The organism is Streptomyces sp. NPDC101234 (genome assembly GCF_044767525.1).
Taxonomy (GTDB): domain Bacteria; phylum Actinomycetota; class Actinomycetes; order Streptomycetales; family Streptomycetaceae; genus Streptomyces; species Streptomyces sasae.
Map to the genome: position 1 here is coordinate 55597 of NZ_JBIWOA010000018.1, position 13482 is coordinate 69078.

At 70.4% G+C, this 13482-nt stretch carries 10 protein-coding genes and 2 pseudogenes; 9 read left to right on the forward strand and 3 right to left on the reverse strand.

Annotated elements, in window-relative coordinates; genetic code table 11:
* Positions 1–66 precede the first annotated feature (66 nt).
* Genes ACIRR9_RS30080 through ACIRR9_RS30090 form a run of 3 tightly spaced genes read left to right on the forward strand, consistent with a single transcriptional unit; the run spans position 67 to position 3149 of the window.
* Positions 67–960 (forward strand): polysaccharide lyase, encoded by an 894-nt coding sequence (locus ACIRR9_RS30080; RefSeq protein WP_403758069.1) that lies wholly within the window; start codon positions 67–69, stop codon positions 958–960.
* Between the two features lie 31 nt (positions 961–991).
* Entirely contained in the window at positions 992–1759 is a 768-nt protein-coding gene (locus ACIRR9_RS30085; RefSeq protein ID WP_403758072.1) for an NDP-sugar synthase, read from the forward strand.
* Positions 1760–1796: 37 nt separating this feature from the next.
* On the forward strand, positions 1797–3149 hold the full coding sequence (locus ACIRR9_RS30090; protein ID WP_403758075.1) for a phosphomannomutase/phosphoglucomutase: 1353 nt from the start codon (positions 1797–1799) through the stop codon (positions 3147–3149).
* Between the two features lie 222 nt (positions 3150–3371).
* Here the strand turns inward: ACIRR9_RS30090 and ACIRR9_RS30095 are convergent, their stop codons facing one another.
* Positions 3372–3557: a hypothetical protein gene (locus ACIRR9_RS30095; protein WP_403758474.1), complete on the reverse strand. Its 186-nt coding sequence runs from the start codon at positions 3555–3557 to the stop codon at positions 3372–3374.
* A 440-nt stretch (positions 3558–3997) separates the two neighbouring features.
* On the opposite strand from ACIRR9_RS30095, the gene ACIRR9_RS30100 reads away from it, so the two are divergent.
* The gene (locus ACIRR9_RS30100) at positions 3998–5395 is read left to right on the forward strand and encodes a 2-oxoadipate dioxygenase/decarboxylase family protein (protein WP_403758078.1); all 1398 of its coding nucleotides are present in this window, start codon (positions 3998–4000) and stop codon (positions 5393–5395) included.
* A gap of 24 nt (positions 5396–5419) precedes the next feature.
* A complete protein-coding gene (locus ACIRR9_RS30105; protein WP_403758081.1) occupies positions 5420–6949 on the forward strand; it encodes an aldehyde dehydrogenase family protein in 1530 nt (509 codons plus the stop codon).
* Positions 6950–6955: 6 nt separating this feature from the next.
* On the opposite strand, the pseudogene ACIRR9_RS30110 reads toward ACIRR9_RS30105, so the two are convergent.
* Positions 6956–7789 (reverse strand): annotated as a pseudogene (locus ACIRR9_RS30110) (IS200/IS605 family accessory protein TnpB-related protein); the annotation flags it as partial.
* 311 nt (positions 7790–8100) lie between these two features.
* Between ACIRR9_RS30110 and ACIRR9_RS30115 the strand changes: the two are divergent.
* Positions 8101–8736, forward strand: a complete 636-nt coding sequence (locus tag ACIRR9_RS30115; protein WP_403758083.1) for a methyltransferase family protein — start codon at positions 8101–8103, stop codon at positions 8734–8736.
* Positions 8737–8761: 25 nt separating this feature from the next.
* Here ACIRR9_RS30115 and ACIRR9_RS30120 read toward each other — a convergent pair whose 3' ends face one another.
* Positions 8762–9904, reverse strand: a complete 1143-nt coding sequence (locus ACIRR9_RS30120) for a PP2C family protein-serine/threonine phosphatase (RefSeq protein ID WP_403758085.1) — start codon at positions 9902–9904, stop codon at positions 8762–8764.
* Between the two features lie 401 nt (positions 9905–10305).
* Here ACIRR9_RS30120 and ACIRR9_RS30125 point away from each other — a divergent pair, with 401 nt between their 5' ends.
* The 3 genes and pseudogenes from ACIRR9_RS30125 (at position 10306) to ACIRR9_RS30135 (ending at position 13457) form a co-directional block, all read left to right on the forward strand.
* A complete protein-coding gene (locus ACIRR9_RS30125; protein WP_403758088.1) occupies positions 10306–10974 on the forward strand; it encodes a glycoside hydrolase family 11 protein in 669 nt (222 codons plus the stop codon).
* A pseudogene (locus tag ACIRR9_RS30130) lies at positions 10974–11660 on the forward strand (polysaccharide deacetylase family protein); the annotation flags it as partial. The gene ACIRR9_RS30125 and the pseudogene ACIRR9_RS30130, both read left to right, overlap by 1 nt.
* Before the next feature lie 135 nt (positions 11661–11795).
* On the forward strand, positions 11796–13457 hold the full coding sequence (locus tag ACIRR9_RS30135; protein ID WP_403758090.1) for a hypothetical protein: 1662 nt from the start codon (positions 11796–11798) through the stop codon (positions 13455–13457).
* The last annotated feature ends 25 nt before the right edge of the window (positions 13458–13482 follow it).

Consider the following 13482-nt stretch of genomic DNA (forward strand, 5'->3'; position numbering starts at 1 on the left):
GTGATCCGGCCTACCGGTCGGGGCCTGTCACCCCATGCCAAGCCCCCCAAGGACAGGAGTGGTCTCATGCGCAGAAGGCGATCCATGGCGCTGTGCGGTGCGGCGGCGCTCATCATGCTCGCCGCGTGCTCAGGTCCCTCGACGGATCACGGAGGCGGTGACGGGGACAGCGGCGGCCGAAGTGCCGCGCCCCATGCTGGTCCCACCACCGCGCTGAGCGACGACGCGGACGGTGTGCAGCAGTTCTTCGGACCGACGGTACGGCCGGTGGGCCGGGGCTCGTTCGGACTGTCGCGGGCCGTGTTCCTGCCGCGCCGCGACCCCAGGCTGGGGCAGGTGCTGCGGGTCAGGTATCCGGCCGGATCGGCGAGCCCGACGGTGGCCCGGAAATTCGGCCGGCCGGAAGGCGGCGCTCAGCTCTACCTCCCCCTGAAGTCGGGGCCGACGGACTCACTGCACCTGAGGTACTACCTCCGCTTTCCACGGGAGTTCGACTTCGTCAAGGGCGGCAAGCTGCCCGGCCTGTACGGAGGCACAGTCACCAGCGGCCGACGGATCCCCGACGGCGCAGACGGCCTGTCCACTCGTTACATGTGGCGCCTGGGCGGTGCGGCCGAGGTGTATGCCTACCTGCCCACCTCCGTCCAGCACGGCACGTCGCTCGACCGCGGCGCCTGGCGCTGGCCCACCGGCCGCTGGGTCTGTGTCGAGCAGGCCGTCCGGCTCAACACCCCGGGCCGCTCCGACGGCACCGTCGACGTGACCGTCGACAACAGAACCGTGCTGCACGTCGGCGGCCTGGAGTTCCGGACCACGAACGCACTCGGCATCGACGGAATCTTCTTCTCCACATTCTTCGGCGGCAGCGATCCGAGTTGGGCGACCCCTCGCGGCCAGTACGCCGACTTCGCCGGCTTCGCCGTCTCCACCCGCCCCATCGGCCCGCTCAGCGGAGCCTGACACACGCACGCATCATCCCTCGGGAGACACCATGAGCAACACGCCCAGCCCCACCGCGACCAACCAGGACTTCCCGACGGTCCGTCAGGCGGTGATCCTCGCCGGCGGTCAGGCCAGCCGCCTTCGCCCGCACACCGACCGGGTCCCCAAAGCCCTGGTCCAGGTCGCCGGTCGACCCATCCTCGAACACCAGGCGCACTGGCTGGCAGCCGAAGGCATCGAGGACGTCGTCGTCTCCTGCGGCCACCTCGCGGAGGTCCTCAAGGAGTACACGGCCACCCACCCGCTGCCCCTGCGAGTCCGCATCGTGGTCGAGGACGAGCCCCTCGGCCGCGGCGGTGGCCTCAAGCATGCGGCCCGTCAGTTGCCGCACCCCGATGAGCGCTGGGCGGGCCTGAACGGGGACATCCTTTCCCGCTTCTCGCTGCGCGACCTGGCCCGCACCCATGTCGAGCGCTCCGCTCTGGCCACGATCGCGGTGACCCCGCTGAAATCACCGTACGGCGTCGTGGAGCTGAGCAGCGACGACCGTGTCACCCGGTTCGACGAAGCTCCGGTGCTGCCGCACTGGATCAACGCGGGCGTCTACCTGTTCGAGCCTGAGGTGACCGGGCTGCTGCCGGACCTCGGGGACCACGAGGACACCACGTTCCCGTCCCTCGCTGCGCAGGACCGGCTGACGGCTTATCGCATCAACGGCTACTGGCGAGGCGTGGACAACGCGAAGGACCTGAAGACCGCTTCCGCGGAGATCACCGCGTTCGGGTGGCTCGCCGGAGCCGGAGCCGAAGCCGCCTGACAGGCACCTCTCCTCCGAAACCCCCGAAAGGCACCACATGACCGACTACTCCAGCTTGATCAAGGCGTACGACATCCGCGGTGAGGTCCCCGCCCAGCTCGACACAGGGATCGCCGAACGGATCGGCGCCCTGTTCGTACGGCTGACAGGCGCCTCGCGTGTGGTCGTGGCCCGGGACATGCGCGCCACCTCGGGCGCGCTCGCCTCGGCCTTCGCCGCAGGCGTCAACACCGCGGGAGCCGATGTGATCGACGCCGGCCTGGGCTCGACGGACTACCTCTACTACGCCTCCGGCAGCCTGGACCTGCCCGGAGCGATGATCACGGCCAGCCACAATCCGGCCCAGTACAACGGCATCAAACTCTGCCGTGCCGGGGCGTCCCCCGTAGGAGAGGGCACCGGCCTGGAGCAGATCAGGGCCTGGCTGGAGACCGGCGACATGCCTGCTCCCGCCCTCCGTCCCGGGACAACGACCCATCTCGACCTGCTGTACAGGTATGCCGATCACCTCACCTCACTGGTACAGATCAAGCCGACCCGTCTGCTGAAGGTGGTCGTCGACGCCGGAAACGGCATGGCCGGACACACCGTTCCGGCCGTCATGACCGACCTGCCTGTCACATTGATCCCGCTCTACTTCGAGTTGGACGGATCCTTCCCCAACCATGAGGCGAACCCGCTGGAGCCGAAGAACCTCGTGGACCTGCAGGCGGCGGTGTGCGCGAGCGGCGCGGACATCGGACTGGCCTTCGACGGCGATGCCGACCGCTGCTTCTTCGTCGACGAACAGGGCGCTCCCGTCAGCCCGTCGGCAATCGTCGGCCTGGTCGCAGCCCGTGAGCTGACACGTCATCTCGGTGCCGCGATCGTGCACAACGTCATCACCTCCGCCGCGGCCGTGGAGATCATCCGCGAGCACGGAGGCACTCCGATCCGCTCGCGGGTCGGACATTCCTTCATGAAGACGCGCATGGCGGAGTACGACGCGGTCTTCGGCGGCGAGCACTCCGGCCACTACTACTTCCGCGACTTCTGGCGGGCGGACACCGGGATGCTCACGGCTCTGCACGTGCTGGCCGCGCTCGCCGAACAGCACCGGCCGCTGTCGGAACTGCTCGCCCCCTACACGCGCTACGTCTCCTCGGGCGAGATCAACACCACGGTGGCGGACACGCCAGCCGCGCTGAACGATGTCGAGTCCGCCTGCCGCAGCATCGACGGAGCCGGCATCGACCGCCTCGACGGCCTGACCGTGGATCTGGGAGACGGCCGCTGGTTCAACGTCCGCCCGTCGAACACGGAGCCGCTGCTGCGGCTCAACGTAGAGGCCCCGGACGAGAACTCGATGGCCGAACTGCGCGACTGGGTGCTCACGATCATTCGGGCATGAGGCATGAGGCAGGTCCGGCCGGGCCGCAACGGACCCGCACGACGCCGTACGGGAGTCGGCGATCCCTTGCACACCCTGCAGGTCAAGGCAGCCGATCCCCCCGATGAACTGCGCGCGGCCCAGGCCTCCAGCCGTGGGCCGGGCGCTGCCCAGGAGCGCGTTCGTTGCCCGGCATGGAGATGAAGGAGATCATCTCGCCCGGACAGCTCCCGAGATCGTGGGTCAGGGCCAGGGTGCGCCTGGTCGCGCGGATGCGGCGCGACCCGTCTCCTGCCGGCCGCCTTGGCAAGCCCACACGTGAGTGGCGACGACGACGTCTCCGCGAGCCAGGTCCTTCTTCCGCCCGCCCGCGATACCGGTGAAGAACACCGCACGATGGCTGAGCCGGCTGATGGCACGTCCGGCCAGTCAACCACGTCCCCGACCCCGCCGCGGCGCTGCGCGAACGGGCCAGGGTGACCACTCCCGACGGCGTACTCCTCCTCTTCCACCCGTCCGGCCGTGCCGCGCGCCGCCCGCCACGGACGCCCCCTGGACCCGGACGACCTGACGGCCGAGGAGAAACGCGCCCCCGCCCTGCGGGCGGCAGACTGGCACCTCAAGGTCTACGAGGACGCCCGGCACCACCTCCTGGCACTGCGCGACCCGCACCCGCACCCTCGTCTGAGCGCGCCGCCCGCAGGCCCCGACACCCGCCCCGCCTTCTGTACGGCAGGGGCCCGGTCGGCGACCATCGGTGACATGATCCGCCGACCGCACTGCGCCCCCGCCCTCGCGGGCGCCCGTGGCCGGCGCCGGTTCCGCCCCGAAGCCCTGAGTCGCGCGATCCCCGACCGAAAGGCCGAACCATGTCGACGATCAGTCAATGGCAGCTGCGGGCCGCGTTCGCGGTGCGGTTGTCGGAGATGTACGGGCAGGAGGTTCCCGCCTACACGACGCTGGTGGACGTCTCCCGCGAGGTCAACGAGGACGTCCTGCGCGCACAGGGAGCCGACGCCGAACGCCTCGGGTCCATCGGCCGGGTGACCGCGGAGCGGCACGGAGCCATCCGCGTCGGCACCCCGCGGGAACTCCAGCAGGTCGCCCGCGTCTTCGGTGCCCTCGGTATGCACCCCGTCGGCTTCTACGACCTGCGGGAGGCCGCGGCCAGCGCCGTCCCCGTCGTCTCCACCGCCTTCCGCCCGGTCGACGGCGAGGAACTCGCCCGCAACCCCTTCCGGGTGTTCACCTCCATGCTCACCCCGGCCGACCCCCGCTTCTTCGACGCCGGCCTGCGCGCACGTCTGGAGACCTTCCTCGCCGGCCGTGAGCTCTTCCCGCCGGAGCTGCTCACGCTGGCCGACCGCGCCGCGGCCGAGCGCGAACTGCCCAAGGACGACGCCGAGCGCTTCCTCCGGCTGGCCGTCGGCGTCTTCGAGTTGTCGAAGGAACCGGTGGACCGGGCCTGGTACCGCACCCTGGAGCAGGTCTCCGCCGTCGCCGCCGACATCGGCGGAGTCCGCAGCACGCACATCAACCACCTCACCCCGCGCGTCCTGGACATCGACGAGCTGTACCGCCGTATGACGGACCGCGGCGTCGAGATGATCGACACCATCCAGGGCCCACCGGCCTGGAAGGGCCCGGACGTCCTGCTGCGCCAGACCTCCTTCCGCGCCCTGGCCGAACCCCGCCCGATGCGCGCCGAGGACGGCAGCGTCGTCAGCGGCGAACTGCGGGTCCGCTTCGGCGAGGTCGAGGCCCGCGGTATCGCCCTCACCCGTACCGGACGTGCTCTGTACGACGAACTCCTCGGCCGTGTCGACGAGTTGGCGTCCCGAAGCCCCGTCGAGAGCCGCGACGACATCGCGCGTGCCGTGTGGGAGCGCCATATGCCCGGCAGCGAGGAAGAACTCGCGGCCGGGGGACTGGCGTACTTCACCTACCGCCTCGCCGACGACCGGCCGAGTGACGGCGGCACACCGCCCGCCGGTCTCGCCGAACTGGTGCGGCAGGGCTGGGTGCGCGCCCAGCCCATCGTCTACGAGGACTTCCTGCCCCGCTCCGCCGCCGGCATCTTCCAGTCCAACCTCAGCGGCCAGGGCACCCGCGACAACGGACAGACGGGCACCGCCTACGACGCCGACTGGCTCTCCGGCGCCGTCGAACGCGAGGTCCTCGACCCCTTCGCCCTCTATGAGCAGCAGCAGAACCGCTCCCTCGCCCATGTCGCCCGCTCGCTCGGCCTCACCACCACCCTCCGCTGACCCGCCACCCCCTGGAGGACCACGATGACCAGCAACGCGCTGCCCACCACGGACGACCTGCGCGCCCGCGCCCGGACCTGCCTGCGGAACATCGGTGCGGAGGTGACAGAGGGCCAGGACTTCCCGGCCCGTACCCCCATCACCGGCGAGAACCTGTTCGGGTTGAAGGCGGCCACCGGCACCGACATCGAAGAAGCCCTTGCGGCCGCCCGTACCGCCTTCCTCGCCTGGCGCACCACACCCGCCCCACGCCGCGGTGAACTCGTCCGCCGGCTGGGCGAGTTGCTGCGCGAGCACAAGGGCGACCTGGCCGATCTCGTCACCATCGAGGCGGGCAAGATCCGCTCCGAGGCGCTCGGCGAGATCCAGGAGATGATCGACATCTGTGACTTCGCGGTCGGCCTCTCCCGCCAGTTGTACGGCCGTACGATCGCCTCCGAACGCCCCGGCCACCGCCTCGCCGAGACCTGGCACCCGCTCGGCGTGGTCGGCGTCATCTCCGCCTTCAACTTCCCCGCGGCCGTGTGGTCCTGGAACACCGCCGTCGCGCTCGTCTGCGGCGACACCGTGATCTGGAAGCCCTCCGAACTCACCCCGCTCACCGCCCTGGCCTGCCACCGTCTGCTGGCCCGGGCCGCCGACGAGGTCGGCGCACCCCGCGACGTGCACCGACTCCTGCTCGGGGACCGCGCGGTCGGCGAGAAGCTCGTCGACGACCCCCGCGTGGCCCTCGTCAGCGCCACCGGCTCCACCCGCATGGGCCGCGAGGTCGGCCCGCGGGTCGCCGCCCGCTTCGGCCGCAGCCTGCTGGAACTCGGCGGCAACAACGCCGCGATCGTCGCCCCCTCCGCCGACCTCGACCTCGCCGTCCAGGGCATCGTCTTCGCCGCGGCCGGCACGGCGGGCCAGCGCTGCACCACGCTGCGCCGACTGATCGTCCACCGCGACATCGCCGACACCCTCGTCGAGCGCCTGACCGCCGTCTACGGCAAACTCCCCGTCGGCAGCCCGTTCGACGAGACGACACTGGTCGGCCCGCTGATCTCCACCACCGCCCTCGACGCCATGCGGCACGCCCTCACCCGTGTCCAGGCCCAGGGCGGCAAGGTCCTGGCAGGCGGGAACCGGCGCCTCGCCGAGGCGGCACCGGCGGCGGCCTACACCGAACCCGTGCTCGTCCGCGTGGACGAACAGACCGGCGTCGTACGGGAGGAGACCTTCGCTCCGATCCTGTACGTCCTCACCTACGACACCCTCGACGAGGCGATCGCGCTGCACAACGACGTCCCGCAGGGCCTGTCGTCCAGCATCTTCACCCGCGACCAGCGGGAGGCCGAGATCTTCCTGTCCGCCGCCGGCTCCGACTGCGGTATCGCCAACGTCAACATCGGCACCTCAGGAGCCGAGATCGGCGGCGCCTTCGGCGGCGAGAAGGACACCGGCGGCGGCCGCGAGTCCGGCTCCGACGCCTGGAAGGCGTACATGCGCTCGGCGACCAACACCATCAACTACTCGGGCGAACTCACCCTGGCCCAGGGGGTCAGCTTCCTCTGACCGTTCCTAAAGACTGAGCGGGAGTGAGCCCTGTTGCCAGGGCTCATGCTCAGCCGAACGCCCCGAACGGTGGTGGGCGCTCTGGTCGACCGCTTTCGCGCCGCGTCCGGGCGGCACGGATCGTGTCCGTGGTCCGGGGATGCGGGGGCGGTTTCCCTCACGTCCCGGGGCCACCGGTCCGGCCTGGACGGTCCGATGCCCCACACGATCGCTCCGGTCGTGTGGGGGCGGTGCCGTCCGACGCCGGATCGGGTGCCCCAGGGCGCGCCTTCCGATCGCCACGGCGGCTGCGTCGTGGCGAGTGGTCTTCCTGGTTGTGGTGGTAAGGGGTTGCTGGCAGTGCTGGGCGCTCCAGCGGCTGGTGTAGGCGGGGTCGACGGCGACGACGGGGATGCCGAGTTCGGCTGCCATGGACACGAGCCGGGCCCGCAGCCGGGAGGTGGGCATGCCGGAGATCAGCTTGCGGAAGCGCTTCTTGCGGCCGTGCTTCTCGCGGGTTTTCTCCGCCTGGAAGTCGAGGTCCTCGATCGCGATCGCGAGGTGGTGGCGCTGGGCCCAGTGCAGCAGGCGGATCAGGGCGTGTCGGACTTGGGCGTCGCGGTGCTGGGCGGTGCCGGACAGGTCGTAGTCGAAGCGCCGGGGGCTGCCGGTGGGGTTGCCGTGTTCGTCGAGGCGCCCGGCGGCCAGGTGGTCGGCGTTGGTGTCGAAGCCGATCAGACCACCGGCACGGGCCACCGCGAGTGGCACGGTTTGGACTGGCGGGATCGTCCAGGACGCGGTCAGGTACCAGCGCCCGCGGCCTGTGTCTTCGTGGATGCGGTACCGCGCCCCCCGAAGGGCCGGGCACCACGAACGGCGCCGCCACCTCCCGTAGTCTCCCCACCCCGTTCACCCCCGGCCCGATGTCGCAGACATCCGTCATCACACCCAACGACCACCATCAGTGAAGGTCACGCATTCGATCCAAGAACTCCCGTTCCCCATCGTGCCTGCCGTTGCCAGGAGGCTCACTCATGCGCGCCAGAACACGCTCAAGTGCCATCGAACGCCACCTGCTCACAACCCCGGCGGGTCTCCCACCACGGGTGGAGGTCTCTCCATCGACCCGTGGGTGGTGGTGATCCGCACCCCTCCAGGCGCAGCCTTGAGGCATGGGTTCACTTCACTCCGCACTCGTCACCGTCACCGGCATCTGCATCGTGGTCTTTGCCGCGGCCTGGATCGCGGGTGCCGTCTACTTCGGTCTGAAGAGCCAGGGCGGCGTGCGGGGCTGGGGGCGCGGCCTGCGTCGCGCGTTGCCCCGCCGCGTTCTGCTGATCGCAGGCGCCTACCTGTTCTCCTCGCTGATCAGGTACTCCGGGGACATCTGGCGCCATCTTCGGTACTGGCAGCCCGAGCTCGCGCTCCTCGGGGGCCTGCTCGCCGTCGCCTCCACGGCGCTGCTGCTGTGGGCCCGCTGGGTCCTGGGCACGATGTGGGCCAGCGTGCCGATGGTCCAGGAGCATCACGAGCTGCGTACGGACGGCCCTTACCGGCTAATTCGCCATCCCATATACACCGGCTTGCTCGGACTGGTCGTCGGCGCCATGCTGGCCTGCGGCTTCGGCGTCTGGACAGCCGTCCTCGTGGTCGTCGTTCCGTGGCTGCTGCTCCGCGTCCGGGCCGAGGACGCGCTCATGGCCGGTCAGTTCGGGGCTTCCTACGACGCTTACCGCGCCGACGTCCCGGCGTTGATCCCGTGGACGCGTCCCGCTAGGACGGCGGCCGGGACACCGAGCTCGCCGTAGCCGTCGCCGTGCTTCCCGCGCTCCGTCACGGCTGCGGCTCGTCGGGCGCCCCGGCGTCCGGGCCGGTGTGGGGGGCGCCCGGCCTCCCGGTCGTTCCCTCGGGGAGCAGGAAGGCGGTGAGCGCGGCCGTGTCGTCCTGCAACTGGTCGTGGCTGTAGGCCAGCAGGTCCTCATGGAGCCGTTCCAGCAGCTCCGCGGGCGGCAAAGGCCCCCAGGAACGCAGCCGCTGGAGCAGGGGATAGAAGGAGCCGTCCGGATCCCGGGTCTCCGTGACGCCGTCCGTGTACAGGAGGAGCTGGTCGCCGGGGCCGAAGGGGTAGGTGTCGACGCGGTAGGGGTCCCGGACGAGCATGCCGAGGTTCAGCGGTGGCCCCGGCCGCCCGAGGTCCAGTTCACGGACCTCGCCGGGGCGGATGAGCAGCGGTGGTGGATGGCCGCAGTTGAGGATGCGGACGACCCTGTCGTCACCGCCGCCGGGGATCTCGGCGAAGACGGCCGTGACGAACCGTTCGGCCACCTCGCTGCCGCCCAACTGGCCCGCCCGTCGTGACATGCTGGTGTCCACCCGCTCCACGAGGGCATGCAGGTCGGGTTCGTCGTGCGCGGCCTCACGGAACGCGCCCAGCATGGTGGCCGCGGTCTCCACGGCGAGCAGCCCCTTGCCGCGTACGTCACCGATGAGCAGGCGTACTCCGTACGCGGTCGGCACGGCCTCGTAGAGGTCGCCGCCGATCCGGGCCTCCGCGGCGGCGGACAGGTAGAAGCTCTCCAGCAGCAGGTTCCCGATCCGGTGCGGGACCGGTCTGAGCAGGACGCGCTGTGCGATCTCGGCCACGAACCGGACGTCGGCCAGCGTGCGTTCCCGGCGGGTCCGGTGCGCGGCGAAGATCGTGCCCAGGGCGCCCACCAGAGCCGTACACACGTAGGCGGCCACATAGTGGCGCTCCCAGATGTAGCCCACGGGGCGGCCCGCACAGCACGCGGTGCCGGCCAGCAGCATCTCGAAGCCGATGGCGAAGACGGTGGCGCCGGCGACGACGACCGCCACATGTGCGAAGGCGGTCACCAGGGGGAGTGCGATCAGCAGGAAGCTCACCGGCCACTCCACCGGCGTGATCGGTTCGAGCACCAGCACGCCCACGACGTACAGGACGGGAAGCCAACGCATCCACGTGGGGGAAGCGGGGGGAGCGGGCAGTGCTGAGTGGCGACCGTCGTGCCTCACCCGGGACTCCTGGCATACGAATCTCGACAAGACTCCCAGCCTTCCGGGCCACCGCCCGCCGCGCCGGTGATTGCTCCACTCAGCGGCATGTTCCGGCGCGACGGCAGCATTCGCATCCGGTTACGAAACATTCGGGATTTTCCGTGAAGGTAATTGATCTTGAATTGGCCGATTGTCGACTCTCGCGATCGATAGGCGAATTTCTCTGCATTTGAGCTGCGTAAATAGCGCCCTGAGTGAATCGAAGGTTTCGAAATAATCACCGAAACTGTTGACAGGTGACATGGCCAGACCAACACTGCCCAGCAAGCCACACCCGCACAGGCCACACGAGGAGGCACTGCATGAACCCGCTCGACCACGCACTGAGCCGCCGCGGCGCAGGCGCACTGCTGCTGGGCGCCGCCGCCGGGCTGGCCCTGCCCGGCACCGCCCGTGCCGCCACGGTCGTCACCACGAACCAGACCGGTACCAACAACGGCTACTACTACTCGTTCTGGACCGACGCGCAGGGCACGGTCTCCATGACGCTCGGTTCCGGCGGCAACTACGGCAGCAACTGGAGCAACACCGGCAACTTCGTCTGCGGCAAGGGCTGGAGCACCGGCGCCCGCCGCAACGTGACCTACTCCGGCAGCTTCAGCCCGTCCGGCAACGGCTACCTGTCCCTCTACGGCTGGACGTCCAACCCGCTCGTCGAGTACTACATCGTCGACAACTGGGGCACCTACCGGCCCACCGGGACGTACAAGGGCAGCGTCACCAGCGACGGCGGCACCTACGACATCTATCTGACGACGCGGTACAACGCCCCGTCCGTCGAAGGCACCAAGACCTTCAACCAGTACTGGAGCGTCCGCCAGTCGAAGCGGACGGGCGGCACCATCACCACCGGCAACCACTTCGACGCCTGGGCCAGGGCCGGCATGTCCCTCGGCAGCTTCAGCTACTACCAGATCCTCGCGACCGAGGGTTACCAGAGCAGCGGCAGCTCCACCATCACGGTGGCGTGATGGGTGCCGCAGCGCAGCACTCGTCACGCCCCCTGCTGGCAACGGCCGCCGCGATCGCGCTGGCCGCCGCGGGCACCCTCGCCGTCGGCGCCGCCCCGGCCCAGTCCGCCACCTGTGCCGGTTACGTCGGTCTCACCTTCGACGACGGGCCGTCCACCGCCCACACCCCGAGCCTGCTCAGCGCACTCAAGGCCAACGGGCTGCGGGCCACGATGTTCAACGAGGGCCAGTACGCGGCCGCCTACCCCGCCCAGGTCCAGGCCGAGATCGGGGCGGGCATGTGGGTCGGCAACCACAGCTACACCCACCCGCATCTGACCCAGGAGACCCAGGCGCAGATCGACTCGGAGATCTCCCGCACCCAGTCGGCCATCGCGAGCGCCGGTGGCGGGACACCGACCCTGTTCCGGCCGCCGTACGGCGAGACCAACGCGACCGTGCACACGGTCGAGGCCAAGTACCGGCTCACCGAGATCATCTGGGACGTCGACTCGCAGGACTGGAACGGCGCGAGCACCGACGCCATCGTGCAGGCCGTCTCCCGGCTCACGAGCGGCCAGATCATCCTCATGCACGAGTGGCCCGCCAACACCCTGGCCGCGATCCCGCGCATCGCACAGAGCCTTGCGGCCAAGGGACTGTGCTCCGGGCGGATCTCCACGCAGACCGGCCGCGCGGTCGCTCCCTGAGGATCACCTGAGCACCACTTGAGCACCACCGGCACCAGGGGCGCGGCGGCGGTCCGTCAACCGCCGCGCCCTTCTCATGAGTTCGGATGACACCGGGATCTTCCGCCGCCTTCCGCCGATAGGGTCGCCGCCGTGGACTACTACGACCTGGGCCGTCACAGCCGGCGCGTGACGACGTCGTCCCCCGAGGCACAGACCTGGTTCGACCGGGGACTCATCTGGACCTACGCCTTCAACCACGAGGAAGCCGCCCGCTGTTTCGAGGCCGCCGGCGCGGCGGACCCGGACTGTGCGATGGCCGACTGGGGCGTGGCCTACGCCCTCGGCCCCAACTACAACAAACCCTGGGAGTTCTTCGACCAGGACGACCTGGCCCGGACGGTGGAGCGCACGCACACCGCCGTGGAACGCGCCCACGCCAAGGCCGCACACGCGACCCCCGTCGAACGTGCCCTCATCGAGGCGCTGCGCGCCCGCTACCCGCAGGCCGCGGCCCCGGACGCGGAGGCCTGCTCGGTGTGGAACACCGCCTACGCCGACAGCATGCGGGCCGTCCACGAACTGGCGCCCGACGACCTCGACGTGGCGACCCTCTACGCCGACGCCCTGATGAACCTCACCCCCTGGCAGCTCTGGGACATCCGCACCGGCCGGCCCGCCGACGGAGCCCGCACCCCGGAGGCCAGGGCCGTGCTGGAGCGGGCCCTCGGCGCCGAGGCGGGCCCCCGGCACCCCGGGCTGCTGCACCTCTACATCCACCTGATGGAGATGTCACCCACCCCCGAGACCGCCCTGCCGGTCGCCGACCGGTTGCGCGACCTGGTCCCCGACGCCGGGCACCTCCAGCACATGCCCTCGCACCTGGAGGTCCTCTGCGGCGACTACCGGCGCGTGGTCTCCGACAACGCCGCGGCCGTCGCCGCCGACGAGAAGTACCACGCCCGCGCCGGAGCGCTGAACTTCTACACCCTCTACCGCTGCCACAACCTCCACTTCGGGATCTACGGCGCGATGTTCCTGGGCCGTCTCCAGGACGCCCTCGCCACGGCCGAACGGCTCGAAGCCGCCGTGCCGGAAGAACTGCTGCGCGTGCAGAGCCCGCCGATGGCCGACTGGCTGGAGGGCTTCCTCGCGATGCGGGTGCACATCCTGATCCGCTTCGGCCGCTGGGACGACATCCTGCGCCTGCCGCAGCCCGCCGACCCCCTGCTGTACTGCGTGACCACCGCGATGCACCACTACGCGCGCGGAGTCGCCCACGCGGCCACCGGCAGGATCGCCGAAGCGGAGGCGGAACGCGCCCGTTTCCGGGACGCGGTCGCCGCGGTCCCCGCCACCCGCATGCTGTTCAACAACACCTGCGCCGACATCCTGGCCATCGCGTCCGCGCTGCTGGACGGCGAACTCGCCTACCGCAAGGGCGACTTCGACACCGCGTTCGCCGCCCTGCGGCGCTCGGTCGACCTGGACGACAACCTCCCCTACGACGAGCCCTGGGGCTGGATGCAGCCCACCCGGCACGCCTACGGCGCCCTGCTCCTGGAACGCGGCAGGGTCGAGGAGGCCGAGGCGGTCTACCGCGCCGACCTCGGCCTGGACGACACCCTGCCCCGGCCGCTGCAGCACCCCGGCAACGTCTGGTCCCTGCACGGCTTCCACGAATGCCTCCAGCGGCTCGGCAAGGACGGCGAGGCACGGATCGTGGCCCAGCAGCTGAAGCTCGCCGCCGCGACGGCGGACGTACCGATCACGGCGTCCTGCTACTGCCGTACGGAGTGCTGCGGCACGCGTTAGAGCGCCCGCTCAGAGCGCCCGCTCA

What these genes read in the sequence shown, in the direction of transcription:
- ACIRR9_RS30100 (WP_403758078.1), top strand. Translation starts at nt 3,998, where the DNA reads ATGTCGACGATCAGTCAATGGCAGCTGCGGGCCGCGTTCGCGGTGCGG.
- ACIRR9_RS30090 (WP_403758075.1), top strand. Translation starts at nt 1,797, where the DNA reads ATGACCGACTACTCCAGCTTGATCAAGGCGTACGACATCCGCGGTGAG.
- ACIRR9_RS30105 (WP_403758081.1), top strand. Translation starts at nt 5,420, where the DNA reads ATGACCAGCAACGCGCTGCCCACCACGGACGACCTGCGCGCCCGCGCC.
- ACIRR9_RS30085 (WP_403758072.1), top strand. Translation starts at nt 992, where the DNA reads ATGAGCAACACGCCCAGCCCCACCGCGACCAACCAGGACTTCCCGACG.
- ACIRR9_RS30080 (WP_403758069.1), top strand. Translation starts at nt 67, where the DNA reads ATGCGCAGAAGGCGATCCATGGCGCTGTGCGGTGCGGCGGCGCTCATC.
- ACIRR9_RS30125 (WP_403758088.1), top strand. Translation starts at nt 10,306, where the DNA reads ATGAACCCGCTCGACCACGCACTGAGCCGCCGCGGCGCAGGCGCACTG.
- ACIRR9_RS30115 (WP_403758083.1), top strand. Translation starts at nt 8,101, where the DNA reads ATGGGTTCACTTCACTCCGCACTCGTCACCGTCACCGGCATCTGCATC.
- ACIRR9_RS30120 (WP_403758085.1), bottom strand. Translation starts at nt 9,904, where the DNA reads ATGCGTTGGCTTCCCGTCCTGTACGTCGTGGGCGTGCTGGTGCTCGAA.